This is a genomic window from Cognatishimia activa (assembly GCF_017798205.1).
In the GTDB taxonomy this organism is placed as follows: Bacteria; Pseudomonadota; Alphaproteobacteria; order Rhodobacterales; family Rhodobacteraceae; genus Cognatishimia; species Cognatishimia activa_A.
On the sequence record NZ_CP060010.1, the window covers coordinates 2,550,882 to 2,575,724 of the forward strand.

The 24,843-nt window shown below is 58.3% G+C and carries 28 protein-coding genes; 12 read left to right on the forward strand and 16 right to left on the reverse strand.

What is annotated here, in order from left to right:
- Positions 1-105: 105 nt before the first annotated feature.
- From HZ995_RS12505 to HZ995_RS12520, 4 genes are read left to right on the forward strand one after another with little or no spacing between them, the layout of a single operon-like run.
- Positions 106-711, forward strand: coding sequence for a VOC family protein (locus tag HZ995_RS12505; RefSeq protein ID WP_209355982.1), 606 nt, complete (start codon positions 106-108; stop codon positions 709-711).
- On the forward strand, positions 708-1,187 hold the full coding sequence (locus HZ995_RS12510) for a GNAT family N-acetyltransferase (RefSeq protein ID WP_209355983.1): 480 nt from the start codon (positions 708-710) through the stop codon (positions 1,185-1,187). Before HZ995_RS12505 ends, HZ995_RS12510 begins: the two co-directional genes overlap by 4 nt.
- Positions 1,188-1,226: 39 nt before the next feature.
- Positions 1,227-1,907 carry a J domain-containing protein gene (locus HZ995_RS12515; RefSeq protein ID WP_209355984.1) on the forward strand — a complete coding sequence of 227 codons (681 nt, stop codon included), beginning with the start codon at positions 1,227-1,229 and terminating at the stop codon, positions 1,905-1,907.
- On the forward strand, positions 1,907-2,911 hold the full coding sequence (locus HZ995_RS12520) for an endonuclease/exonuclease/phosphatase family protein (protein WP_209355985.1): 1,005 nt from the start codon (positions 1,907-1,909) through the stop codon (positions 2,909-2,911). The genes HZ995_RS12515 and HZ995_RS12520 overlap by 1 nt, the downstream gene beginning before the upstream one ends.
- On the opposite strand, the gene HZ995_RS12525 is transcribed toward HZ995_RS12520, so the two are convergent.
- From HZ995_RS12525 to HZ995_RS12550, 6 genes are all read right to left on the reverse strand, one after another.
- Positions 2,908-4,446, reverse strand: coding sequence for a Ppx/GppA family phosphatase (locus tag HZ995_RS12525; protein WP_209355986.1), 1,539 nt, complete (start codon positions 4,444-4,446; stop codon positions 2,908-2,910). The genes HZ995_RS12520 and HZ995_RS12525 overlap by 4 nt on opposite strands.
- 77 nt (positions 4,447-4,523) lie before the next feature.
- Positions 4,524-6,710 (reverse strand): RNA degradosome polyphosphate kinase, encoded by a 2,187-nt coding sequence (locus HZ995_RS12530; RefSeq protein WP_209355987.1) that lies wholly within the window; start codon positions 6,708-6,710, stop codon positions 4,524-4,526.
- A gap of 73 nt (positions 6,711-6,783) precedes the next feature.
- A complete protein-coding gene (locus HZ995_RS12535) occupies positions 6,784-7,449 on the reverse strand; it encodes a chromosomal replication initiator DnaA (RefSeq protein ID WP_209355988.1) in 666 nt (221 codons plus the stop codon).
- A 1-nt stretch (position 7,450) separates the two neighbouring features.
- Positions 7,451-8,524 (reverse strand): AI-2E family transporter, encoded by a 1,074-nt coding sequence (locus HZ995_RS12540; protein ID WP_209355989.1) that lies wholly within the window; start codon positions 8,522-8,524, stop codon positions 7,451-7,453.
- Positions 8,525-8,729: 205 nt separating this feature from the next.
- Positions 8,730-9,245 (reverse strand): fasciclin domain-containing protein, encoded by a 516-nt coding sequence (locus HZ995_RS12545; protein WP_209355990.1) that lies wholly within the window; start codon positions 9,243-9,245, stop codon positions 8,730-8,732.
- 119 nt (positions 9,246-9,364) lie between these two features.
- On the reverse strand, positions 9,365-10,798 hold the full coding sequence (locus tag HZ995_RS12550) for a Hint domain-containing protein (protein ID WP_209355991.1): 1,434 nt from the start codon (positions 10,796-10,798) through the stop codon (positions 9,365-9,367).
- A gap of 188 nt (positions 10,799-10,986) precedes the next feature.
- Between HZ995_RS12550 and proS the strand changes: the two genes are divergently transcribed.
- From proS to HZ995_RS12575, 5 genes are all read left to right on the forward strand, one after another.
- On the forward strand, positions 10,987-12,339 hold the full coding sequence (gene proS / locus HZ995_RS12555; RefSeq protein WP_209355992.1) for a proline--tRNA ligase: 1,353 nt from the start codon (positions 10,987-10,989) through the stop codon (positions 12,337-12,339).
- Between the two features lie 5 nt (positions 12,340-12,344).
- Positions 12,345-12,965: a GDSL-type esterase/lipase family protein gene (locus HZ995_RS12560; RefSeq protein WP_209355993.1), complete on the forward strand. Its 621-nt coding sequence runs from the start codon at positions 12,345-12,347 to the stop codon at positions 12,963-12,965.
- A 122-nt stretch (positions 12,966-13,087) separates the two neighbouring features.
- Positions 13,088-13,594, forward strand: a complete 507-nt coding sequence (locus HZ995_RS12565) for a DUF2937 family protein (protein ID WP_209355994.1) — start codon at positions 13,088-13,090, stop codon at positions 13,592-13,594.
- A 50-nt stretch (positions 13,595-13,644) separates the two neighbouring features.
- On the forward strand, positions 13,645-14,928 hold the full coding sequence (locus HZ995_RS12570) for a lipoprotein-releasing ABC transporter permease subunit (RefSeq protein ID WP_209355995.1): 1,284 nt from the start codon (positions 13,645-13,647) through the stop codon (positions 14,926-14,928).
- The gene (locus HZ995_RS12575; RefSeq protein WP_209355996.1) at positions 14,921-15,598 is read left to right on the forward strand and encodes an ABC transporter ATP-binding protein; all 678 of its coding nucleotides are present in this window, start codon (positions 14,921-14,923) and stop codon (positions 15,596-15,598) included. Before HZ995_RS12570 ends, HZ995_RS12575 begins: the two co-directional genes overlap by 8 nt.
- On the opposite strand, the gene HZ995_RS12580 is transcribed toward HZ995_RS12575, so the two are convergent.
- Positions 15,595-16,032, reverse strand: a complete 438-nt coding sequence (locus tag HZ995_RS12580; protein WP_209355997.1) for a DMT family transporter — start codon at positions 16,030-16,032, stop codon at positions 15,595-15,597. The genes HZ995_RS12575 and HZ995_RS12580 overlap by 4 nt on opposite strands.
- 85 nt (positions 16,033-16,117) lie before the next feature.
- Positions 16,118-16,780, reverse strand: a complete 663-nt coding sequence (locus HZ995_RS12585; protein WP_209355998.1) for a DNA-3-methyladenine glycosylase I — start codon at positions 16,778-16,780, stop codon at positions 16,118-16,120.
- A 213-nt stretch (positions 16,781-16,993) separates the two neighbouring features.
- On the opposite strand from HZ995_RS12585, the gene HZ995_RS12590 reads away from it, so the two are divergent.
- The 3 genes from HZ995_RS12590 to HZ995_RS12600 all read left to right on the forward strand — a co-directional run bounded on the left by HZ995_RS12590 (position 16,994) and on the right by HZ995_RS12600 (position 19,477).
- Positions 16,994-17,617, forward strand: coding sequence for an ATP-dependent Clp protease proteolytic subunit (locus tag HZ995_RS12590; RefSeq protein WP_209355999.1), 624 nt, complete (start codon positions 16,994-16,996; stop codon positions 17,615-17,617).
- A gap of 150 nt (positions 17,618-17,767) precedes the next feature.
- Positions 17,768-19,036, forward strand: a complete 1,269-nt coding sequence (clpX, locus tag HZ995_RS12595) for an ATP-dependent Clp protease ATP-binding subunit ClpX (RefSeq protein ID WP_209356000.1) — start codon at positions 17,768-17,770, stop codon at positions 19,034-19,036.
- 84 nt (positions 19,037-19,120) lie between these two features.
- Positions 19,121-19,477: a RidA family protein gene (locus HZ995_RS12600; protein ID WP_209356001.1), complete on the forward strand. Its 357-nt coding sequence runs from the start codon at positions 19,121-19,123 to the stop codon at positions 19,475-19,477.
- Between the two features lie 17 nt (positions 19,478-19,494).
- Here HZ995_RS12600 and ureG read toward each other — a convergent pair whose 3' ends face one another.
- The 8 genes from ureG to HZ995_RS12640 all read right to left on the reverse strand — a co-directional run bounded on the left by ureG (position 19,495) and on the right by HZ995_RS12640 (position 24,825).
- Positions 19,495-20,136: an urease accessory protein UreG gene (gene ureG / locus HZ995_RS12605; RefSeq protein ID WP_209356002.1), complete on the reverse strand. Its 642-nt coding sequence runs from the start codon at positions 20,134-20,136 to the stop codon at positions 19,495-19,497.
- Entirely contained in the window at positions 20,133-20,810 is a 678-nt protein-coding gene (locus HZ995_RS12610; RefSeq protein ID WP_245168661.1) for an urease accessory protein UreF, read from the reverse strand. Before HZ995_RS12610 ends, ureG begins: the two co-directional genes overlap by 4 nt.
- The gene (locus tag HZ995_RS12615) at positions 20,761-21,264 is read right to left on the reverse strand and encodes an urease accessory protein UreE (protein WP_209356003.1); all 504 of its coding nucleotides are present in this window, start codon (positions 21,262-21,264) and stop codon (positions 20,761-20,763) included. Before HZ995_RS12615 ends, HZ995_RS12610 begins: the two co-directional genes overlap by 50 nt.
- 1 nt (position 21,265) lies before the next feature.
- On the reverse strand, positions 21,266-23,026 hold the full coding sequence (gene ureC / locus HZ995_RS12620) for an urease subunit alpha (RefSeq protein WP_209356004.1): 1,761 nt from the start codon (positions 23,024-23,026) through the stop codon (positions 21,266-21,268).
- Between the two features lie 188 nt (positions 23,027-23,214).
- Positions 23,215-23,520, reverse strand: a complete 306-nt coding sequence (locus tag HZ995_RS12625) for an urease subunit beta (protein ID WP_209356005.1) — start codon at positions 23,518-23,520, stop codon at positions 23,215-23,217.
- On the reverse strand, positions 23,517-23,684 hold the full coding sequence (locus tag HZ995_RS12630; RefSeq protein ID WP_209356006.1) for a peptidase M23: 168 nt from the start codon (positions 23,682-23,684) through the stop codon (positions 23,517-23,519). Before HZ995_RS12630 ends, HZ995_RS12625 begins: the two co-directional genes overlap by 4 nt.
- Before the next feature lie 10 nt (positions 23,685-23,694).
- Positions 23,695-23,997, reverse strand: coding sequence for an urease subunit gamma (locus HZ995_RS12635; RefSeq protein ID WP_209356007.1), 303 nt, complete (start codon positions 23,995-23,997; stop codon positions 23,695-23,697).
- 3 nt (positions 23,998-24,000) lie between these two features.
- Entirely contained in the window at positions 24,001-24,825 is an 825-nt protein-coding gene (locus tag HZ995_RS12640; RefSeq protein WP_245168662.1) for an urease accessory protein UreD, read from the reverse strand.
- Positions 24,826-24,843 lie beyond the last annotated feature (18 nt).

Sequence of the window (24,843 nt, forward strand, 5' to 3'; positions counted from 1 at the left end):
GGGGGCGCTGCCCCCCAAACCCCCCGAGGATATTTCGAGCAAGAGAAAAGACGTTGTCTTTGATCTGACGAATTGTATGCTGAGCCTTCGCTTATCGGAGCCAACATGCAGTTTGATCATTTCGCCATTGCCGGAGAGACCCTTGAGGCCGCTGTTGCCCATGTTGAGGACGTACTTGGCGTGGCACTTTTGCCAGGCGGAAAACACACGCATTTTGGCACGCATAACCAGCTCTTGGGGCTGGCAGACGGGCTCTATTTGGAAGCCATTTCCATCGATCCAGAGGCGCCAAAGCCTGATTATGCACGGTGGTTTGATCTGGACCGTTTTGCGGGCGCGCCTCGCATCAGCAATTGGATCTGCCGGAGCGAAGATTTGCTCGCGGAACTTGAAATCCTGCCGGATGGTGCGGGTGTTCCGGTGGCTTTGACGCGCGGAGATTTCGCCTGGCGGATGGCGGTGCCTGCGGATGGTGTTCTGCCCTGTGACGGCTGTTTTCCAGCGCTAATTCAATGGGATGTCGCAAAGATTCCGGGAGATATCCTGCCTGCGTCAGGTTGTAAGTTGTCCCGATTTGAGGTCGCGCATCCTGAGGCGCAGTGGTTGCGTGAAACGATCTCTTTGGATGATCCGAAAGTGCAGTTTGTCGAAGGCCCCCGTGAGATGCGCGCAACCTTTGAAACGCCCCACGGCACGCGGGTCTTGTCATGATCATCAGGCAAGCCACCGCGCAGGACGCGCCAGATATCGCAGCCGTTTGGAATGCTGAAATCCGCGATGGCGTGAGCACGTTTAACTCGGTCGATAAAACTCTGGCCGAGGTGCAAGAAATGATCGAGCTGCGCGGGGCCGCAACGCAGGTTGCCCATGAGGGCGAGAGTTTTTTGGGCTTTGTCACCTATGGCCAGTTTCGCGGCGGGATCGGCTATCGCCATTCGGTCGAGCACACGATCTATTTGACACCAGCCGCCAAGGGACGCGGCGTGGGGCGGGCCTTGATGGCGCGGATTTATGAGGTCGCGCGCGGCGAAGGCCATCATATTATGGTGGCGGGCATAGGTGGCGAGAACGCAGATGCTATTGGCTTTCACACAGCGCTTGGGTTTAAGGAAGTCGGACGTATGCCCGAGGTTGGACGCAAGTTTGATCGCTGGATGACGCTCGTATTGATGCAAAGGGAATTATGACGCGGTGACACTCCGTTAGCGCTCTCGTATACTTGAATTATGTCGATTTGGACCAGAATTAGCGATGCGATCGAAGCCCTTGTGCAGGGGCAACCCCTGTCTGAGGTCTTTGACCGCTTGCGCACACCGCCAGAGCGGTCGATTGCCTTTACCATTGCCGTGATTGCCTTGGGGGCCAAGATGGCCAAGGCCGATGGCTTGGTGACCCGCGATGAGGTCACAGCCTTTCGTGAGGTCTTTCATATTCGCCCTGAGGATGAAGCTGGCGCGGCGCGGGTCTTTAATCTGGCGCGGCAGGACGCCGCGGGTTTTGAGGAATATGCCGTGCGTATCCATCGGTTGTTTGGCACCGATCATCCGATGTACTGCGATCTGATCGAGGGGCTCTTTCATATCTCGATGGCGGATGGCGAGTTTCATCCCAATGAGAATGTGTTCCTTGAGCGGGTTGCCGAGATCTTCGAGATGGCGCCTGCCAGATATCAGGCGATCAAAACGCGCTTTGTGCCAGATGCAGAGCCAGATCCCTACACGGTGCTGGGCGTAGATCCCTCGGCCTCGATGGACGAGATGCGCAAGGCCTGGCGACAGCTTGTGCGCGAGACCCATCCTGATGCGATGGTCGCACGTGGCGTGCCCGAAGAGGCCGTGAAAATTGCTGAGAAGAAGATGATCGACATCAACCGCGCCTGGGACACCATCAATGGCAAGGCGGCCTGATGCGGATTGCGACCTACAATATCGAGTGGTTCGCAAATCTTTTTGACGAAGAAAATCAATTGGTTCTGGACGACTCATGGTCCTCGCGGCGGGATGTGACCAAAGCCCAGCAGGCGGCGGCCGTGGCGCATGTTCTGCGGTCTATGGATGCGGATGCAATTCTTGTGGTCGAGGCACCTGATCAGAACGGGAAACGCTCAACCGTCGCCGCTTTGGAGGACTTTACCGCGCATTTTGGCCTGCGCACTAGCGATGCGATCATCGGGTTTTCCAATGACACGCAACAGGAACTGGCGCTGCTTTATGATCCAAATGTTTTGAAGGCGCGGCATGATCCCAAAGGTTCGCTGGATGCGCCGCGATTTGATCAAGAGCTGGGCATTGATCTGGACGTGGATGAACGCAGCGATACGGTGCGGTTTTCAAAACCCCCTTTGGAACTCGCGGTGACGACGAAATTCGGCGGCGAATTTCGTTTGATCGGCGCGCATTTGAAATCCAAAGCCCCCCATGGGGCGCGTAATCGCGACGAGGTCATGCGGATCTCGATTGCCAATCGGCGCAAGCAATTGGCGCAGGCGATTTGGCTTCGGCGTCGGATCGTGGAGCACCTGAAAAATGGCGACTCTCTGATGGTGCTCGGAGACCTCAATGACGGTCCCGGTCTGGATGAATACGAGGGGCTCTTTGGGCGTTCGTCGGTTGAGATCGTGATGGGAGAGCAGGGCGAGAACTGTTTGACCGATCCCCATGCGCGACAGGCTTTAGGGCCTCGGTTGGGTGCGCGGCCGACCACATCGCGGTTCTATTTGCGCCATGAGGGGCGGTATCTGCAGGCGCTGTTGGACTACATCATGGTCTCGCAGGATCTTGCGGCCAAATCCCCGAAATGGCGGATCTGGCATCCGTTTGATGATCATGATTGCTGGGCCGATGAAGCCTTGCGCGCGGCCTTGCTGGATGCCTCAGACCACTTTCCCGTCACGCTGGATATCGATCTTTAGGAAAAGCTCACAAAGAGCTCGGCCTCAAGCGCGCTGGCGAGTGATTGCAGCCGCGCCTCGGCCACCTCGCCATAAAGCGCGCGGGCGCGCTCCGGCAGTTCTAGATGGAGTTCTGCGGATTTGGCCTTATACGTCAGTTTGCCCAGATCCGTGCCGGCCTGCATCCACAGCATCGCGCCAAAGCGCATGGCTTTGCCAAGGATTTCGGCCTGTTTCTGGTCTTCGGTGTTGAGAAGGTCATAAAGCTCTTCAAACCGCGTGCCTTCGCGTTTGTTGCGATAGCGGTGGAGCAGGGCCAGCCCGAGGAACACGCGCTCGGAATGCTTAAGCCCGCCCAAATTCGCGCGTGTCGCGTTGTCAAAACAGGTTTCCGCGCGATAGTCGGGATGCGCGCGCCAGCTGACGTCATGCAGAAGGCAGGCAGCTTTGACCAAGCGTTTGCGGTCTTTGCTGCCGTCCTTGAACAATGGCTTCACGAAATCATAAAGCGTCCGCCCAAATCCCGGCAGGCGAGCGTCCTTGGATTCCGCGTGGCGACAGGCCTCGATCAGGGGATCACGACGGCGCAGTTCATCGGGCATTTGCTCGTAAAGCATGCCCTCGCGGATGCCGTAGCTGGAAATCGCGATATCGTATGGGGTGAAACGGTCAAGAAGGCCGATCAGAACCTCGATCGCAAAGGGCACAAGCGCCATCCGTTGGGCGGATAGCCCACAGCGCTGGCGCAGCTCTTCAAGATCATTCTCGGCGATAAACGCGGCCGTTGCGGCCACGTCCTCGGCTGTCATGCGGTATTCATGCAGAACATTCAGCGGATAAGCGCGGCGTTCCATATCCACCCGTGCAATGGCCCGCCACGAGCCGCCCACAAGGAACAGGCGGTTCTCCTGATCGCCCATTTTCACATAGAGTTTGTCGAGTGTTTTCTGAATGTAAGCCTGACGCCCCTCGGCACCGCCCTCGATGTCTTGCAACTTCAGAGGGCCGAGTTTCGAGGTGACTCGCTCACCGACTTCGCCGTCGTTGATTTCGGCGAGTTCCATGGAAGAGCCGCCGATGTCGCAGACAAGACCGTAAGAGCCCGGCCAGCCTAACAGAACACCTTGCGCCGACAGCCGTGCTTCTTCTTTGCCGTCGATGACGTGGATCTCTAGGCCGGTCTTTTCCAGCACCTCGGCACAGAACTCGGGGCCGTCTTCGGCCTCGCGGACTGCGGCCGTGGCGACGGCGGTCAGCGGGCCGTTGCAGATCTGAGCGGCGATTTCCTGAAACCGCGCGATAGCCGAAAGGGCGCGCGCGCGGCCCTCGGGGTTCAGGCGGCCTGTGTCAGACAGACCCGCGCCCAAGGCACACATGATCTTCTCGTTAAAGAAATAGGCAGGGCTTCGCGCCGCGCCGTCAAAGACCACCAAACGGACAGAGTTTGACCCCACATCCACAACGCCCACGCGTTTTAGCTTTCGAGAGGATGGGTCGTTAAAGAGCGGGCGTCCAAAGATATCCGCGTCTTCTAGGCTGTCGATGGTTACATTCATGAATCGCCCCAGGGTCTTGGCTTGCAAGATGCGGCACGGGGCAGGGTGGGTCAATGGATCAGAAGGGTCTGCGCGTTTTATGTCGCGGCTTCATCATCCGTATGCGTCAGTTTCGGCACATCCGAGGCCCCCGCCGATCCGCGGCCCGACAGTGATGGGTTTTCCATAAAGAAGCGGTGGCAGTTGAACGAAAACTCGCCCTGAGGCACCTGCGCGCGGTCAAAGCTGCCGTCCGCGTTCATAACCCAGCTTTGTGCAGTATCGGCCATATTCGCGGCCATGATCTGGCTGACGATCTGCGCTTTCACGGTCGGGTTGTCGATCCGCACCAGAGTTTCCACACGCCGGTTCAGGTTGCGGCCCATCCAGTCGGCCGAAGAGATATAGACCTTGGCTTTCTTGCTGGGCAGCCCATGGCCATTGCCAAAACAGGCGATCCGGGAGTGTTCCAGAAAGCGCCCGACCACGGATTTCACGCGGATATTGTCTGAGAGCCCTTTGATCCCGGGACGCAGCCCGCAAATGCCACGCACGACAAGGCTGATTTTAACACCAGCCTGGCTCGCCTCGTAAAGCGCATCGATAACCTCGGATTCGATCAGGGAATTCATCTTGGCCCAGATCTCTGCAGGTTTGCCAGCGCGGGCAAATTCCGCCTCTTTGCGGATATTCTCAATAAGGGTTTGCTTTAGGGACAGCGGAGAAATCGCAAGGTTTTCAAGGCTTTCTGGCTGCACGTAGCCCGAGAGATAGTTGAAGATCTTGGTCGCATCCCGCCCCAGACCATCGTCGCAGGTAAAGAAGCTGAGGTCGGTATAAACCTTGGCCGTAATCGGGTGGTAGTTGCCCGTACCATAGTGCGTATATGTCACCAGCCGATTGCCCTCGCGCCGCACGACGGTCGAGATCTTGGCGTGGGTTTTCCAATCGGTGAACCCGTAAACCACATGCGCACCCGCGCGTTCCAGACGGCGGGACTGGCGGATGTTCGCGGCTTCGTCAAAACGGGCTTTGAGTTCGACCAAAGCGGTCACGGACTTCCCGTCCTCCGCGGCCTCACAAAGCGCCTCGACGATAGGGGAGCGTTTGGACGTGCGATAAAGCGTCTGTTTGATCGCCACCACATTCGGATCACGCGCCGCCTGACTGATGAAGCGCACCACCATGTCAAAGGTCTCGTAAGGGTGGTGGAGCAGCATATCTTTTTGCTTGATCGCGGCAAACATATCGCCGTCGTGGTCTTGAACTCGTTCAGGCACGCGCGGCGCGAATGGTGTCCACAAAAGGTCAGGGCGGTTGTCCAGCACCAGCTCTTTGAGGTCCGCAATCCCGATCATGCCATCAAATTCGATGATCTCTTGTGGATTCACATGCAGCTCGCGGCTGATCATGTTGCGCAGGCTTTTAGGCGCGCCGCGCGACAATTGCAGACGCACAACCTCGCCGCGACGCCGCCGTTTCAGTGCGGTTTCAAACTCGCGTACGAGGTCTTCGGCCTCTTCTTCGACCTCCATATCGCTGTCGCGCAACACGCGGAAGGTACAGTGGCCCTTGGCCTTATAGCCGGGGAAAAGGATTTCCAGATGTAGGATCAAGAGATCCTCAAGCATCAGGAAGCGTTGCGTGCCATTGGTGCCGGGCAGGGCGACGAAGCGGTCGATCTGATGCGGGATCGGCAAGAGCGCTTGCAGCGGGCGTTTGTCTTTTTTGCGCTCAAGCTCCAGAGCCAGCGAATACCCGGTATTGGGGATGAATGGAAACGGGTGCGCGGGATCAATCGCCAGCGGCGAGAGAACCGGGAAGACTTGGTTGAGGAAGACATCCTGCAAAAAGACAGTGTCGTCCTCAGTGATTTCCTCGCGGCTCAGAACGAGGATGTCAGAGGCGGTCAACTCTTCGCGCAGCTGTGCAAAGATCGCCTGTTGCCGTGTCATCAGCTTGCGGGCGTCCTCGTCGATCAGAACAAGCTGCTCGGCAGGAGACAACCCGTCTTGGCCGGGGGTGACATTCCCCTCCCGTGCAAGCTCTCGCAGACCCGCGACGCGGACGGTGTAAAATTCATCCAGGTTGGTGGCCGAAATCGACAGGAACCGCAGGCGTTCCAGCAAGGGCACACGGGTGTTTTCTGCCTCTTCCAAGACCCGCCAGTTAAAGGCCAGCCAGCTCAGTTCACGATTAAAGAACCGGTCTGGGCCGGTCAGGTCCATCTCGGGGATATCTATCGGAGTTTGGAAGTCTGACTTCAGGAAATCGGCGTTGGTCATAAAGGGTCGGCTATCAGTACTCTGTCACAGGAAGATGACAGTATCGCGCCAACGGGCCGGACTGTCCAGAGACCTAGGAATTCATCACTTCGGCGGCTAAGGCGCGGCTGACTTTGCGTTTTTTCGCGAGCGACGCCTGATCGATGTCGCGCACCAGACGGCGCGCTTCCGCAAAGCTGCGGTCCATATGCTTGACCATATAGGCGATGGTTTCAGTGTTCGGCGTGAGTTGGCGATCCACGAAGAGTTTCGCCAAAAGGATCGACAAAAGCGCGTCGTCTGGTTCCTTTAGAACGGCAGTCGTCGTGCCCTCCAGCCGGCTTCTCAGATCGGGCAGGGTGAGGCCCCAGTGTTTGGGTTCCGATACGCCAGTAACCAAAAGGGAATGACCCTCGGCCAAGGTCAGATTGTGCAGGTGAAAGAGCGCGTCTTGCGCGGCGGCGTCCTTGGCAATGGCCGGAACATTTTCCACGGCAATCGGCGTTTGGGCCAGATCAGGCACCGCGTCTTTGGTGAGGCTTGCCGCATCCACAATCCGCGCGCCGGATTGCGCGGCCCAAACGTGGGTCAGATGCGTCTTGCCGCTGCCTTCAGGGCCAATGATCGCAAGCTTGTTGCCCGCCCAATTGGGCCAGCTGTCCACAAGTGCCAAAGCCATGGCATTTGCGTCAGAAACAAAGAAATCGTCACGGCCCAAGGCTGCCCGCGCGGGCAGGTCAAAGCCTAGCTGTTCAGCCATCTTAGCTGTCGTCCTCGGTGGTGGATTCAAGCCCTTTGTAAAGGCGGGATTCAACGTATTGGCTGGAGGCATAGCGCACGAGGACGCCGATGGCTGCTGCAACAGGGACGGCTACGAGCATGCCCACAAAGCCAAAGAGCGAGCCAAAGAGCGATAGGGCAAACAAGAGCCACACAGGGTGTAGGCCCACCGAGCTGCCAACGAGTTTCGGCGTCAGATAGTTGCCCTCCAACATTTGGCCGGTGATGAAGATGCCACCAACGAGGCCAAGGGATACCCAATCGCCCCAGAACTGGAATAGTCCGAGGCCTACTGCCAGGGCGCCTCCCACGAGGGCACCGACATAGGGAATGAAGGTGATCAGACCAGCAATTGCGCCGACGACGAGGCCAAATTGCAGACCGACCAGCATAAGCGCGACCGCATAATAGGTGCCAAGGATCAAACAGACTGTGCCCATCCCGCGCACAAAGCCTGCAAGCACGCGGTCGATTTCTTTGGCAAGGCGGCGAATGACCGGCGCATGATCACGCGGCAAAAGTTGGTCGACGCGCGCGATCATATTGTCCCAGTCCAGCAGCAGGTAGAAAGCTACAACCGGTACGACGACGATCAAGACCAGCACGTTTACCAAACCTGCCGCAGACGTCAGCGCGGATTGCAGGAACGCGCCGCCATGGGCTTGGATCTGATCCCCGATAGAGGCAAGCGCCTGATAGGCCGCGCTTTCCGGGTTCAGAAGCTGCGGGAAACGTTCGCTGATAAAGGCCTGTAGGTCTCGGACCAGTTCCGGTGCGATTTGCACAAGCGACGTGGCTTGGGCGATCAGGGTCGGCACAACGGCTAGGATCATGACCACAAAGATCAGGATCGCGACGATGGTGATCAGTGCAGTGGCAGCGGCTCGCGACAATCCCATGGCCTCAAGCCGATCGGCGACCGGATCCATGAAATAGGCAATCGCGCCTCCCAGCACGAAGGGCAACACCACATTTCCCAACTGCCAGAGTGCAACAAATAAGACGACTGTGGCGATGCCCCAGTATTTCGCTTGTTCTTGAACCGGAAGAGCCATTGTTACCTCGCCTCACGTGTTGCCCTAGACATCGCGTATTGAGAGGCGGGATTCAAGAGGCCGACCCGATGGGGACGGGCCGGCCTTATAACCATTGGACTGGTTACTGGGGACAACATCCGGTGCCGAGGGGCGCCAGATGCCGGTTACAGCGGGAAAGTAGGGCAACTCCGATCTGTGTCAAACCCACTCCCGCCATTTGGTCTTAGTGGCAATCCGGACGTGTGCCCGGCAGCAGAACTTTGTCGATCACGTGGATCACGCCATTGTCGGCTTGGATATCTGCGATGATGACGTTCGCCATCTCTCCGGTGCCATCCGCGATCATCACGCCGTCTTGCGAACGCGTAATGCAGAGGCGCTCAGAGGCCAGCACCGGCTTAAAGTAGCTGGACCCATGCGGGATCATGCCTGCGGTCAGATTGCGGTCGTCTACGTGGTAAAGCAGAACATTGGTCAGCTGACCTTTGTTGGCGGGCTCCAGCAGAGTTTCCACTGTGCCTGCAGGCAGAGCCGCGAAAGCGTCATTCACGGGCGCATAAACGGTAAAGGGGCCTTCGCCCTGAAGGGTCTCGACCAGCCCCGCGGCGCTCACAGCGGCCACGAGGGTTGAGAAGCGGTCGTCGCCTACGGCGATGTCCACGATGGTGTTAGACGCCATTGCGGACGTGCCAAGAGTGGCGGCAACCAGAGTAGCCGCAAGAGTGCTTGCGCGTTTCATTGATAATTTCCTCACTGTTACGTTGCACAAGTACCCCGGGGTGCAAGTACTAAGGGGTACGGGGCAAGTCGCGCTTTGGATCACGCGGCAGATAACAAGTGGATCACGGTTTCGTGGGGTTAAAGCGTTAGGGCTGGCTGTGCGTTCTTAGCCAGCCGTGCAATCACAGCTTTCTGTTGCCGCGGATTGGGGATGGGGCAGGCCTCAGGTGGCAGAGTGCCCTGTATATCTGGAAACAGCGCTTTGATCTCGCGGCGCGCGGCAAGAGGAAGTGCGTTCAAAGACTGCCGGCCCATATAAAGGCTCTCGGTCGGCGCGCCTTCGGCCATGATGACTTCATGACGGTCAAACAGAAGGTGGATATAGGTCACGCTATGGACAGAGCTATCGACAAAGATCCCGGGCAGCAGTGTCAGCTTGTTGGCTGGGATCAACACATCGCGGGTGCCGGTGATACGTTTGGCAACCTCAGAGGACACCAGCATCCGGTGCTGGCGCGAAACGAGAAGGTCTTGCTTAGGTAAACCCTGACCCAAAGCACCCGCGACAATGCGGATAGGACGCAGGGCCGGTGCGGCCTCTAGCTCTTTGGCGCCGAGGGTACGTTTGTACACACGCAGCAGCGGGGTAGACCCACGCGGGTCGTCAAAGAGTGTGACCACATCGCCGGTCTCCAAATCCTCGACGGCGCGCTGGCCGTCAGGCGTGTTGATCATCGTGCCAGCAGTGAAACACGGCACATAGGTCGTGCCCGAGATCACGCCGCTGGGAAAGGCAACGATGCCCACGGTTTCGTCAATGTGATCCACCTCTGAGTCAAGGGACTTTTCTTCCATCACAAAAACGCCGACGTTGTCGTCTGTCTGACCGTTGATCGCCACATGCGCGGTATCTGTGCCATTCATGGTCTGAGTTTTGGCAATTACGACCGCATCGTTGATGGTGGATCCAAAGCCAATCGTATCGGTTGCCTCATCAACCCCATCTGCCGTCAGAGCCGTGCCGAAATCGCCGCTGCCTCCGGGCTCTATCGCGATCCAGCCGACAGTCTCTTGTGCATGAGTTCCGTCCTGACCTTCTTCCTCTTGCAAAGAGAGGTCAAAGCCATCCGCTGTAATATTGAACCCATCACTGTCCACGGTGGTTGTGTCATTGTTGGACATCACAGACGTCATCACTACAGGCGGGCTGTCAAAGTCTCCGTTCAGATCCACTGAGGACGTGCTGTCATCGGCGGTCGTATGCCCGGCCTCAATAACGCGCCCGTCGGGCAATGTGTGTATGCCTTCTTCAATCGCGATCCAATTCACATCCTCCACCGCCGGGTGGACGCCATCCAGATATTCCCACTCTTCCATCACAAAGCTAAAGGACGTGGTATTGCCGTCGCTGTCATAGGTTTGATCGGTGATACGGAATGTATAGGGGTGGCCGCCGTTCTGTGTGCCGGTCATGACGATGACAGGATCGGTAAGAGGCTCCGTGAAGGTCACGGTAATCTCTATAGTGTCACCACCACTGGTACTAAGCGTGCCCGCTTCGCCGATTGCCATACTCTTACCCGATACAGACTGCAGCCCCTTTGCCAGAGCCTTTCCACAAGACTACCTGAAATCTGTGGCAAAATTAAGGTTGCGGTCTAGAAACCGCGCAGAGGACCAAGCTCTTGTGTCGGCGCTCACTTGCCTGCCCCCAAAGAACCGCCTAAACGGGATGAAACACGTCATCCCACGGAGCTCTTATGCGCCTTTCTCGCTATTTCCTTCCTGTTCTGAAAGAGACCCCTTCAGAGGCTCAGATCGTCAGCCACCGCTATATGCTGCGCGCTGGTATGATCAAACAATCCTCAGCAGGGATTTATTCCTGGTTGCCGCTGGGCTTTAAGGTGCTGCGCAAGATCGAGAATATCGTACACGAAGAGCAGATCCGCGCTGGGCACATCCCGATGCAGATGCCGACGATTCAATCGGCGGACCTGTGGCGTGAAAGCGGGCGCTATGATGCCTATGGCGAGGAAATGCTGCGCATCAAAGATCGTCATGATCGCGATATGCTGTTTACGCCCACGGCCGAAGAGCTGGTGACCGATATCTTCCGAGGCCATGTGAACAGCTACAAAGACCTTCCGCTGACCATGTATCAGATCCAGTGGAAGTTCCGCGATGAACGCCGCCCGCGTTTTGGCGTCATGCGGGGTCGTGAGTTCTATATGAAGGACGGCTATAACTTTGACCTTACCAAAGAGGACGCGCTGCACGCCTATAATCGCCATCTGGTGAGCTATCTGCGCACATACGAACGCATGGGGCTGCAAGCGATCCCGATGCGCGCGGATGGTGGGCCGATTGGCGGCGATTACACCCATGAATTCCTTGTGCTGGCCGAGACCGGTGAATCTGAGGTGTTTTATGACAGCGCAGTGACGGACCTAACCTTTGGCGACCGTGAGATCGACTATGACTCGGTTGAGCAATGTCAGGGCGTTCTCGAAGAATTCACCAGCCGCTATGCGCGGACGGACGAAACCCACGACGAAGCGCTGTTCAACGAGATCCCAGAAGAGCGCCGTCGCACGGCTCGCGGGATCGAAGTTGGTCAGATCTTCTATTTCGGCACCAAATATTCCGAGTCGATGAATGCGACTGTGCAGGGCCCCGACGGTAAGAATGTCGAGGTTCATATGGGCAGCCATGGTATTGGCGTATCGCGTCTTTTGGGTGCGATCATCGAAGCTTCGCATGACGATAAGGGGATCATCTGGCCAGAGGGCGTCACTCCGTTCCACGTGGGCATCGTGAACCTTAAGCAAGGCGACGAAGAGGCGGATGCGGCCTGTGATGCTTTGTATAAGAGCCTGACCGCCGTTGGCCTTGAGCCGCTCTATGATGACCGCAAAGAACGGGCAGGGGGCAAATTCGCGACGATGGATCTGATTGGTCTGCCATGGCGGATCACCGTTGGGCCGCGTGGCCTGAAGAACGGTGTTGTGGAGCTAACCAGCCGTCGCACCGGCGAAAGCGAAGAGATGTCTCCTGAGGCGGCTGTTGCAAAGATCGTCGAGATCTATGCCGATCACCGCGTCACTGGGATCTAAAGCCTATGAAAACGGTCCTCGCTTTTGGTGACAGCCTGACTTGGGGGTCTTGCCCCCATGGCACGGGGCGTCATCCCAAAGAGGACCGTTGGCCTGACGCCATGGCCGCGGGTCTGCCGCAGGCCGAGGTGATCACCGAAGGCCTAAGGGGCCGCACCACGGCCTATTACCGCGCTGGGCCAACCGAGATGCGCGGCGACCTCTTGTTGCCAAGCCTCCTGCACAGCCATGCGCCGCTGGATCTGGTGATGATCATGCTGGGCACAAACGATGTCTATTCGCGCGTGCCGGTGACCGAGAGTTACTGGGGGCTGCGCAAACTGGTCGAGATCGTGCGGACCCATCCTTATGGGATTGAAGGTCACGCTGGTCCTAAGATCATGCTGATCGCACCGCCCGGCTTTGTGGCAGGGCAATGTTTTGGCGTAGATGAGGGCGTTGTCGAGGCCGGGCATCAAATGCGCGAGATCGTGCGGGATCTTGCCACTGAGTATGACACCGCCTTTTTTGACGCCTCGACCGTGGCGACTGCTGAGGCAGGGGATGGGCTGCACCTAGAGGCCCAAGTGTCGCGGGCGCTGGGCGAGGCTTTGCGGGCGCCTGTGGCCGAGGTTTTGGGTCTTTAAATCGTTTCATTTTGCTGCGCGCGGGGGAGCCTCCGGCGGGAGTATTTCGGGCAAGATGAATGCCGGTTTGGTGTTCTCGGCCTGCCCGTGTTAAACTCTGCGCAAAAGCGGCGGAGAGCAGAATGATCGCACGTGTCCTGGCATTAACGGGCGGCTTGGCCGGTGGGCTGAGCTTGTCGCAATTTCCCGAGTATTCTCAGCAGTATATCCAGCGTCTGGCCGGAGCAGTTGATGAGTTGACCCTGTTCGTGGAAGGCTTTGACGCGGATGCCACATCGGTGGGCATGACGCGGGAGGCTGCTCTTGAAGAGATGGCTGCGAGTGGCGATCTGGGGGCTGCGCGGGCAGAGACCATTGGATCTACAATTGTCCGCTATGAAAAGATGAGCGCCGCACTTGAGGTGCTGCAAAGCTCGGGGCCGTTCACGCGGGCCTATAACGCCATTCAGTTCAATGACTTAGATGTGGCGCGCGCGGCGGCGGATGATTTCAAACCCGCGGTCCCAGTGAGTTTTGTAGGCGTGGTTTTCACAGGCTTCGGCTTTGTCGGCGGCTGGCTCGCGATTGCCTTGATATTCGGCATTCTGCGCCGCCTGATCTTTGGGCGAAGACGCGCTGGCGTGGCTTGACCCCCCTATGAGCGCCTCATAGGGTGCGCGCAACAAGGCCCGGAGCAGATATGGCAGGCACACCTCCTTTTTCGCGATTTGAATGGATGATCGCCTGGCGCTATTTGCGCGCCCGTCGTGCTGAGGGCGGCGTGTCGGTGATGACCTGGATCAGCCTGATTGGGATCACGCTGGCGGTCTTTGCGCTGATTGCGACATTGGCTGTAAGGAGCGGTTTTCGCACGGAATTTGTTGATACCATCCTGGGCGCAAATGCCCATGTGACGGTTTACAATAGTGCTGTGGTGACCGAACGCGGGCAGTTGGATCGCACGATCAAGAATTTTGATGAGCTGGCCGCGACCCTGCAAACTGTTGAAGGCGTTGTTCGCGCGGCACCTTTGGTCAAGGGGCAGGTCATGGCGAACCTGCGCAATCGTAACGCGGGGGTCGAAGTCTTTGGGATTTCGGCTGAAAACCTCGCGACCTTGCCGCGCATCGCCAATCCCGAGACCTCCAGCGGCGACATCGCCCGTTTTGATGAGGGGATAGCGATTGGGTCCGGTGTCGCGCGGGAACTGGGTGTGTCTCTGGGCGATAAGATCAAGCTGATCTCGCCCAATGGGGTGCGGACAGCCTTTGGGGTCAGTCCACGCGTTGTCAGCTATGACGTGGTCTATATTTTCACAGCGGGTCGTTATGACATTGATCGCACGCGGGTTTACCTTCCCTTTGAGGCTGCGCAGAGCTTTTTCAACATGGAAGGCGCGGCCAATGAGATCGAGGTGATGGTCGAAGATCCTGAAAACGTTGATCTTTTGACGCTGGATCTGTTGCGCGTCGCTGGGGATCGCGCGCTCTTGTGGACCTGGCGGGATACATCCGGAGGGTTTCTGAGGGCCTTGGAAATCGAGGATAATGTGATGTTCATCATCCTTTCGATCCTCGTTCTGATTGCAGCGATGAACATCGTTTCGGGCCTGATCATGCTGGTGAAAAACAAGGGCAGCGATATCGGTATCCTGCGTACCATGGGTCTGTCGGAGGGATCGGTGCTGCGTGTGTTCTTTATTTGCGGGGCCTTTACTGGGGTGATTGGCACGGTGATGGGTGTAGTTCTCGGGTGCCTCTTTGCGATTTATATCGACCCGATCTTCTCTTTCGTGAACTTTGTCGCAGGCGGAGGCGTTTGGGATCCGGCAGTGCGGGGGATCTATCATTTGCCCGCAGAATTGCGCCTTGAAGACGTACTTAGGGCCGTTTTCCTCAGCCTTGGCTTGTCCTTTGTGGTGACCATCTTCCCAGCCCGTCGCGCGGCACGGATGAACCCGGTGGAGGCTTTGCGGTATGAGTGATGCGGTGCTGAGCCTCACAGGCGTAAAAAAGTCTTATAACAAGGGCTTGGCGAATGAAGTGAATGTGCTCTCGGGCTGTGATCTGACGCTGAATGCCGGCGAAATCGTGGCCTTGGTGGCCCCCTCTGGGTCAGGCAAATCGACACTATTACACATCGCGGGCCTCTTGGATGAGGCCGACGAAGGCTCGGTCACGCTCGCGGGTACCGATATGGCAGGCCAATCTGATCGCCGACGCACGGCGGCGCGGCGCGAGGATGTGGGGTTTGTCTATCAGTTCCATCACTTGCTGCCTGAATTCACGGCGCTTGAAAACATCACCCTGCCGCAATTCGCCAATGGGGTATCACGCCAAGCGGCTGAGGCACGCGCGATGGAGATGCTGACCTCGGTCGATGTCGCGCATCGCGCAGCGCATCGCCCTGCGGAACTGTCCGGAGGAGAACAGCAGCGTGTTGCTTTCTGTCGCGCGTTGGCCAATGCCCCGAGGGTTTTACTGGCGGATGAGCCGACGGGGAACTTGGATCCCGCCACCTCTGACACGGTGTTTGAGGCGTTGATGACGCTCGTGCGTGGCTCGGGCATGGCGGCTTTGATCGCGACTCATAACCTTGATCTGGCCGCGCGTATGGATCGCATTGTGCGCCTAGAGGACGGGGTGCTCGTTTAGGCCTTTTGGATCAACCAAAGACCAAAGGCCATGATCGCGATGCCGCTGGCGCGGGTGAGTGTCAGGGGGGAGATCTGCGCATTGAAGAGGCCAAAGTGGTCAATGGCCGCAGCAGATATCATCTGCCCCAAGAGGACGAAAAACACGGCGTTTCCAATACCAAAACGGGGGCCGATATAAGTCACGCTGAGCACATAAAAGACGATTAGTGAGCCTGCCAGCAACAGATGTTTGGGTGCGGAGGCAAGGCCTGAAAGATGGGCCCAGGGGTTGGTGATCACGCCTGCGATCAGGATCAAGACAAAGGCCACTGCAAAGAGGATCACCGAGGCCGCCACCGGATGGCCCAGATGTTGGCCTAGGGCTGCATTAAGAGCGGCGAGGATGGGAATGCCGACCCCGGTCAGCAGCATGATCAGAGCATATGTGGTCATCTGTGGCATCTTATCCCTCGGTTTTTCACCACTCTGCGCGAGGCATTGGCCTTCTGTCACCCGTGAAAATATGTGACGTGGCGCGCTAGACGCTCATCGCGAGGGTGCGGCTGATCTCGGTGAGGCCGCGACCGGATTGCTCCATCCAGGTGTTAAACGCGGCCTGAACCGCGCGCATAGCGGTTTTGGAGGTCGCAGGTTTGTCGATCACCCCTTCGGCGATTAGGCGCGCAGTCACGTCTTGGGACAAAAGGAAACTGTCTTTGCCTTGGAACCGCAGGGAGTAACCCGCCGCAAAGCCTCCAAGCCGCGACCCGCGTTTTTTCAAGAGCTCAAGAAGGGAGATGTAGTCGGTGGAAGGCCACTCTGCGATCACTTTGGAGATGCCGCCGTCTTCGCGCATCTCTTGAATGAAGATCGCATTGTCGATCACTGACCGCAGTTTGGTGCCGTTGCGCACGACAGCCTTATTGGACAGTAGCGCATCAAATTCGTCGTCGTTGAAAAAGGCCACGCGATTGACGTCAAAGCCGGAAAACGCCTCCTCAAACCCGTCCCATTTGGCTTCGATCACTTTCCAGTTAAATCCGGCCTGAAAGATGCTTTTGGTGAATTGCGACAGCCAACGATCCTCGGGGATTTTTAGCAACTCGGAGGCGGGCAGAGGTTTGTCGATCATGGCCTCCAGCGCCTCGGCTCCGCCTTTACGCGCCGCCGCAATGTCAAAAATCTCTTGATAGCTGCGCATCTGGCCCTCCGCTCGTTCACAATTCTTAATGCCAAGCCTAGAAACAAAGCAAAATCACGCCAAGGGATTGTTTTGCCCTTTTCCTCAATTAAATCGGGCTTACGATGTGGTTAGGGAATTAACCAACGACGTCTTGCAGGTGCCCGCGCGCGCCACTAAGACTCTTTTTAGGCAATGGCCCAGATGCTGGGCGACAGCAGAAAGCAGGCAAAGATGAACGATCCAGTCGAGACATATATGAATTTGGTCCCCATGGTGGTTGAGCAAACCAGCCGGGGCGAACGCGCCTATGATATTTTCAGCCGCCTGCTGAAAGAGCGCATCATCTTTTTGAACGGCCCCGTGCATGACGGCATGTCGAGCCTCATCGTCGCGCAGCTCTTGCACCTAGAGGCGGAAAATCCCTCCAAAGAAATCTCGATGTATATCAACAGCCCCGGCGGTGTCGTGACCTCTGGCCTGTCGATTTATGATACAATGCAATACATTAAGCCCAAAGTGAGCACGCTTGTGATTGGTCAAGCGGCGTCCATGGGCTCGCTTTTGCTGACAGCCGGCGAGCAGGGCATGCGCTTCTCTCTGCCGAACTCTCGTGTGATGGTGCACCAGCCCTCTGGCGGCTATCAGGGTCAGGCAACCGACATCATGATCCACGCGCAAGAGACTCAGAAACTAAAAACGCGCCTCAATGAGATCTACGTCAAACACACCGGCAAAGACCTCGCGACCGTCGAAGCGGCGCTTGAGCGTGACAACTTCATGTCGCCCGAAGAAGCCAAGGAGTTTGGCCTGATCGACGAGATCGTGGAAAACCGCTCTACGGGCGATGATGAATAAGTGATTAAAGTGGCCCCTCCGAATGGATAGGGGGGCCACTTTCGCATTGTATGCGGAAAAAGGCTGGCCTAAGCTGGCACGAAAGTCGGTAACGACGGACATGGGCAACGACCCAAGGGGCATAGGCTGACGGCCTGAAAGGACGACCATATGGCGAATACTTCCGGTGGTGGAGACAGCAAGAACACTCTGTACTGCAGCTTCTGCGGCAAGAGTCAGCACGAGGTGCGCAAGCTGATCGCGGGCCCAACGGTCTTCATCTGCGATGAATGCGTTGAGCTTTGTATGGACATCATCCGCGAAGAGACGAAGTCCGCTGGGCTGAAATCTTCCGAAGGCGTGCCAACCCCGAAAGAGATCTGTCAGGTTCTGGACGATTATGTGATCGGTCAGGGCGTTGCGAAACGAGTTCTGTCTGTGGCGGTGCACAACCACTACAAACGTCTGAACCACGCCCAGAAGTCTGGCGATATTGAGCTGCAGAAATCCAACATCCTGCTGATGGGGCCGACGGGCTGCGGTAAGACGCTGCTGGCGCAAACCCTCGCGCGCATTCTGGATGTACCGTTTACGATGGCCGATGCGACCACGCTGACCGAAGCGGGCTATGTGGGCGAAGACGTCGAGAACATTATCCTGAAACTTCTGCAGGCGTCTGAGTATAACGTCGAACGCGCGCAGCGCGGCATCGTTTATATCGACGAGGTCGACAAGATCACCCGCAAGTCTGAGAACCCTTCGATCACCCGCGATGTCTCGGGCGAGGGCGTGCAACAAGCGCTTCTGAAGCTGATGGAAGGCACCGTTGCTTCGGTTCCGCCTCAAGGGGGCCGCAAGCATCCACAGCAGGAATTCCTGCAGGTCGACACGACCAATATCCTGTTTATCTGCGGTGGCGCCTTTGCGGGTCTGGATAAGATTATTGCGCAACGTGGCAAAGGCTCTGCCATGGGCTTTGGTGCGGATGTGCGTGACAATGACGAACGCGGCGTTGGCGAGATTTTCCAGGATCTCGAGCCGGAAGATCTGTTGAAATTCGGCCTGATCCCGGAATTCGTCGGCCGTTTGCCGGTTCTGGCGACTTTGGAAGATCTGGACGAAGACGCGCTGGTCATCATTCTGACAGAACCTAAGAACGCGCTGGTGAAACAGTATCAACGCCTCTTTGATCTGGAAGACACCCAGCTGAGCTTTACCGAGGACGCTCTCAAAGCCATCGCGCGCCGTGCGATTGAACGCAAAACCGGCGCACGTGGTCTGCGCTCGATCCTCGAAGAGATCCTGCTGGATACGATGTTTGATCTGCCGGGTATGGACAGCGTGACTGAGGTTGTTGTGAACGAAGAGGCCGTGACCTCGGATGCAGCGCCTCTGATGATCCACGCGGATGCAGAGAAAGAGACCGCTGAGGCGGGTTAAGCGCCTCAGTTCAAAAGTATGCGTCCCCGTCTGAGGTAGGAGCCTCCGGCGGGGATTTTTTTGGCAAGAGAAAATGAGGGACCTATGACCATCACACGTATTTCATCAGGCGGAGAATTTGAGGCCAAGGTCGGCTATTGCCGCGCAGTTGTTGCAGGCGGTTTCGTGCATGTTGCGGGCACCGTCGGGCAGGGCGACGATGTGGTTGCGCAGTGCAAATCCGCGCTGGAAACCATTGGCGCGGCGCTCGAGAAGGCTGGGTCCGGGTTTGAGAAGGCCGTGCGGGTGAATTACTACCTGCCGGATGCGGCGGAGTTTGAGCCTTGCTTTGAACTGCTTGCGGAGACCTTTGGGGCGAACCCACCGGCAGCGACGATGATTGAATGCAATCTGATTGATCCGAAGTTCCGGATCGAAATCGAGCTGACCGCGCTGGCGTAGCGCCACAAAAGGCGGGGTTAACCCGCCTTTTGCATGTCTGACGCGGGGATCAGCCCGGCCTGGTCTTCGATCACCGCGATGATTTCATCCACGCTTTGCCCGTGTTTCAGCTGCGCAAAGATATGTGGACGCCCGCCGCGTTGCTGGGTCGCGTCGCGGTCCATGACCTCAAGCGAGGCACCGACATAGGGCGCGAGGTCTGTCTTGTTGATGATCAGAAGATCCGAGCGCGTGAGGGCTGGGCCTCCTTTGCGCGGGATCTCTTCGCCGGCCGCCACGTCGATCACATAGACGGTGAAATCTGCAAGTTCAGGCGAGAAGGTGGCCGACAGGTTGTCGCCGCCTGATTCAATCAGCACGACCTCGACGTCTGGGAAACGATCCTGCATCTCGGCCACAGCGGCGAGGTTGATTGAGGCGTCCTCGCGGATCGCCGTATGGGGACAGCCGCCGGTTTCCACGCCGATGATCCGGTCAGAGGGCAGGATTTGCATGCGTGTCAGTGCTTCGGCGTCTTCTTGGGTGTAGATGTCATTGGTGATGACACCGATGGAATAGCGTTCTTTCAGGCGCTCGGAGAGGCGTGCGGTCAGGGTGGTTTTGCCCGCGCCGACGGGGCCTCCGATACCGATGCGAAGCGGTCCGTTGAGTTTGGTCATGATTGGAAAAGCCTCGGTTCTTGCACCTCGTGGCGCATCGCGGCGATGTCGCTGAGGAAGGCGTTGGAATGGATGTCATCTGGCGTCAGATCGCGGGTGTCTTCGGCGATCTGGCTGCAGAGCGGGGTCAGGCGGTGCAGCACCCGCTGCGCTCCGGTCTGGCCCAGTGGCATCAAGCGTTGGGCGGCCTGCGTAAGGTTGCTGGCGAAGCTGTGCAGATAGAGCGCAACCAGTTCGGCAGGGGCGAGGTCGACCAGCTTGGCCGCGTGGCCCAAGGCGACAGGCAGCATGAGGTCGGGAAGGTCTATTTCCCAGACCTCTCGTGTGACGCGAGCAAAGGCCGACCCTTGGCGCTGCGCTTCTCGGAGCCGTTCTGAGCTTGGCGCAAAGGCGCGGGCGATGGCGTCGATGTCTTCAATGTTATCAGAGGTATAGGCGCTCCAGATCAGGATTGCGTCGCCGCGGCCGGAACCTTGCGACAACACGCCTTTTAGCCATTCAAAGAGCGTCTCCTCGTCTTTGACCCAGCCCTCGGCAATCGCTGCCTCAAGCCCATGGGAAAAGGCAAAGGCCCCCATGGGATAGCTGGGCGACAGCCATTGGGTCAGGGTCGGAAGACGCGGATCAATGGGCATGGTCGTGCCCGTGATCGTGGTGATGATGGCTGTGATCATGTGCCGAGTTGCCGTGTTCGTGGCTATGGGTGCGCCCGTGGCCATAGGCGCCGCCTTCGGGGGTGAAGGGCAGGGTGGCTTTCTCGCATTTCGCGCCTACATGGCTCAGCATATGGGCGATGACCGGATCGTCTTGGATCAACAGGCGATCCTCTTCGATCTGACACGGCGTATGGCGGTTGCCGATGTGCCAGCCAATGCGGGCAAGGTTTTCGCCGGTGACGATCAGCACGGCCTCAGGCGCGGCTTTGATCTCCACCAGGCGGCCATCGGCCAGTTCGACCGCGTCTCCGTGATCCAGCGAGGTGGTCTGTCCCAGATCCAGCACGAAAGCCTCGCCCTGATCGGTTGTCAGTTTCTTGCGGCGCAGAAAGCGGCCTTCGTAATCGAGCGTTACCGAGAGGGCATCGCCCTCCCAATCACCCGCACGTTTATATGTCTGTGCAATCAACATGTTAGAACAGGAAATAACGCTGGGCCATCGGGAGCTCTGTGGCCGGTTGACAGGTCAGAAGTTCACCATCGGCGCGAACCTCATAGGTCTCGGGGTGGACCTCGACCTCAGGTGTTGCGTCGTTGAGTTTTAGGTCCTTTTTGCCGATATCGCGCGTGTTCTGTACGGCGACGGTTTCCTTCGCCAGACCAAGGCTCTCGCCGATATTCATCGACTGAGCCGCGCCCGATACAAAGGTCACGGCCGAGTTTTCGACCGAGCGGCCATAGGCGCCCCACATTGGGCGCGAATAGACCGGCTGAGGGGTTGGGATCGATGCGTTCGGGTCGCCCATCTGCGCGGCGGCAATCGTGCCACCCAAAAGGACCATCTCGGGTTTAACCCCAAAGAAGGCGGGGTTCCAGAGCACGAGGTCGGCGCGTTTGCCTTCCTCAATCGAGCCGATCTCATGGCTGATGCCATGGGCAATCGCCGGGTTGATCGTGTATTTCGCCACGTAGCGGCGGACGCGGTAGTTGTCGTTGTCGCCGGTTTCTTCAGCCAGTTTGCCGCGTTGTTTCTTCATCTTATCAGCGGTTTGCCAGGTGCGGATGATGACTTCGCCGACGCGGCCCATGGCCTGACTATCCGATGCGATGATTGAGAAAGCACCCATGTCATGCAGGATATCTTCTGCAGCAATCGTCTCGCGGCGGATGCGGCTTTCGGCAAAGGCCACGTCTTCGGGGATCGACTTGTCCAGATGGTGGCAGACCATCAGCATGTCGAGGTGTTCTTCGATGGTGTTCACGGTGAAGGGGCGGGTTGGGTTGGTCGAGGAAGGCAGTACATGCTCTTCGCCACAGATCTTGATGATGTCGGGGGCATGCCCGCCGCCCGCGCCTTCGGTGTGGAAGGCGTGAATAGTTCGGCCCTTCATGGCGGCGACAGTGTTTTCGACAAAACCGGACTCATTGAGCGTATCCGTGTGGATCATGACCTGAACATCCATCGCGTCGGCCACCGAAAGGCAGCAGTCGATGGCCGCCGGCGTCGTGCCCCAGTCTTCGTGCAGCTTCATTGCGCAGGCGCCAGCGTTGATCTGCTCTTTAAGTGCTGCGGGCAGGCTGGCGTTGCCCTTGCCTGCGAAGGCCAGGTTCATGGGGAACGCATCTGCCGCCTGCATCATTCGACCAAGGTGCCAGGCACCGGGGGTACAGGTGGTGGCCAAGGTGCCGTGCGCTGGCCCGGTGCCTCCGCCGAGCATTGTGGTGAGGCCCGAATGCAGAGCATCCTCGATCTGTTGTGGGCAGATGAAGTGGATGTGTGAGTCAAACCCACCTGCGGTCAGGATGCGGCCTTCGCCCGCGATGGCCTCAGTGCCGGGGCCAACGATGATATCGACGCCCGGTTGCGTGTCGGGGTTGCCTGCCTTGCCGATCTTGTGGATGCGGCCGTTTTTCAGTCCCACGTCGGCTTTGTAGATGCCGGTATGGTCCACGATCAGCGCATTGGTGATCACGGTATCAACGGCGCCGTCCGCGCGGGTGGTCTGGGCTTGGCCCATGCCGTCGCGAATGACTTTGCCGCCGCCGAATTTGACCTCTTCACCATAGTGCAGCGCGTTTGCCCCGCTGCCGCCCGTGGTCGCGGTGCCAGAGCGTTCGGCGATCAGGTCCCGCTCGACTTCGATGATCAGGTCGGTGTCGGCCAGTCGCAGCTTGTCGCCGACGGTGGGGCCGAACATGGCGGCGTAATCGGAACGTTTTATTTGTGCGGGCATATGTTCAGTTCCCTAGTTGTATCCATCCGCTCGGCCGAAGGCCGGGCCGCGCCCGGACCTCCCCCATGGGGAGGGCGCGTTTGTTATGTTCTGCGCCAGATCAAGCTGGCAGTGTATTGCAAGGTCATGGCTGTCAGCAGCGTCAGAGCGCCCACCCCGAGGTCCGGGCGCGGCCCTCGCCGCAGATCTCACAGCTTGCCCATAACCTTCTGATTAAACCCATAGACCACGCGGCCCCCGGAAATCGGGATCAGGTTCACTTCACGTTTCTGACCCGGCTCAAAGCGCACGGCGGTGCCCGCGGCGATGTCCAGACGCATGCCGTGGGCGGCCTCTCGGTCAAATTCGAGACCCGGATTGGTCTCGGCGAAATGATAGTGGCTGCCGACCTGCACTGGACGGTCTCCGGTGTTGGCCACCATAAGCGTCGTGACTTCTGCGCCGGGATTGAGCTCAAGAGTGCCCTCGGCTGGGATCAGCTCTCCGGGGATCATTTGCGACCTGCCAGCAGGAAGGCCGCCGCACCTGCTGCTGCGATCAGGGCGAGACCCATATTCAGGTTCTCAAACCCATGCGGGTGCAGATGCGCGCCGGAATGCGCCAAGGCAGGTGCTGCCAGAAAGAGCGTCGCGAAAGTCGCGTAAGTGATTGTTTTCATGTGTCTGTCCTCAGCGAATAGGGTTGTGTACGGTCACCAGTTTGGTGCCATCGGGAAAGGTGGCCTCGACCTGAACCTCGTGGATCATCTCGGCGATGCCCTCCATGACCTGCGCGCGGGTCACCACTTCGGCACCGGCCTGCATCATGTCCGCCACCGAGCGCCCGTCGCGCGCGCCTTCGACCACCGCATCGGTGATCAAGGCGATGGCTTCGGGGTGGTTCAGTTTGACACCGCGCGCCAGTCGTTTGCGCGCCACTTCGGCAGCCATGGCCACCAGCAGTTTGTCTTTTTCCCGAGGGGTGAGTTGCATGTCTTATAGTCTCCAAGACGTAGGAAGCCCGTCGCCGGAAAGGCGATCGAGGATCGGCAAAAGGGGGCTGCGTAATGTGTGGCTGTCAGAGGCCACCATGCGCAGAGCAAGAACATCAGGGGCCAGAAGGCTCGCGCCTCCGGTCTGAGGGAGAAGGGCGCGAAGCGGCGCTAGGTGGGCCTCAGCATCAGGGGCCACGTAGAGCAGGCTGACCATTGCACCTGCACGATGAGCAACGGCGCGGTCAGTGAGTTGGGCGGCCACATCGCCGGTCAGATGCATACCGTCAAAATAGAGCGGTGCGCCATCGCACGTCACGCGGATTTTGTCTTTGAAATCAACGTCGTTTAGCACTTCACCCATGGCAGTGCGGCCAAAGATCATGGGCTCTACCATCAGGAACTTGGCGTCTTGGGCCAAATCCACGGTCAGGCTGCGATTAAGCCGCGCGCCTTCAAACAGGATCAGTTCCTGTGGCAACCAATGCAGCGATCCCCCCGCTGCCACTGACAGATGCGAGTCCATCCGCGCATGGCCCTCTTTGGACCGATAGGCACGCTCGGCGGCCTGAGTGGTCAGGGTCAGGTGGCTGCCCGTGCCCGCAGAGGCCTCGATATCCAGCTGATCGCCTCCGGTCAGGCCGCCAGAGGTATTGATCATGATCGCTTGCACCCCATGCCCGCGCGGAAAGAGGGCCTTCATCGCGCCGGAGGTGCGGAATTTATCAATGCCCGACCCAGCCCCAACCGCCTTGGTCGAGAGGCTCAAAACCCCCTGCGTACGCGGCACCGGCCCAATCGCTGTGGGCGGTGTCGGCGGCGTAGGCACGTCAAGATATGCAGGCGC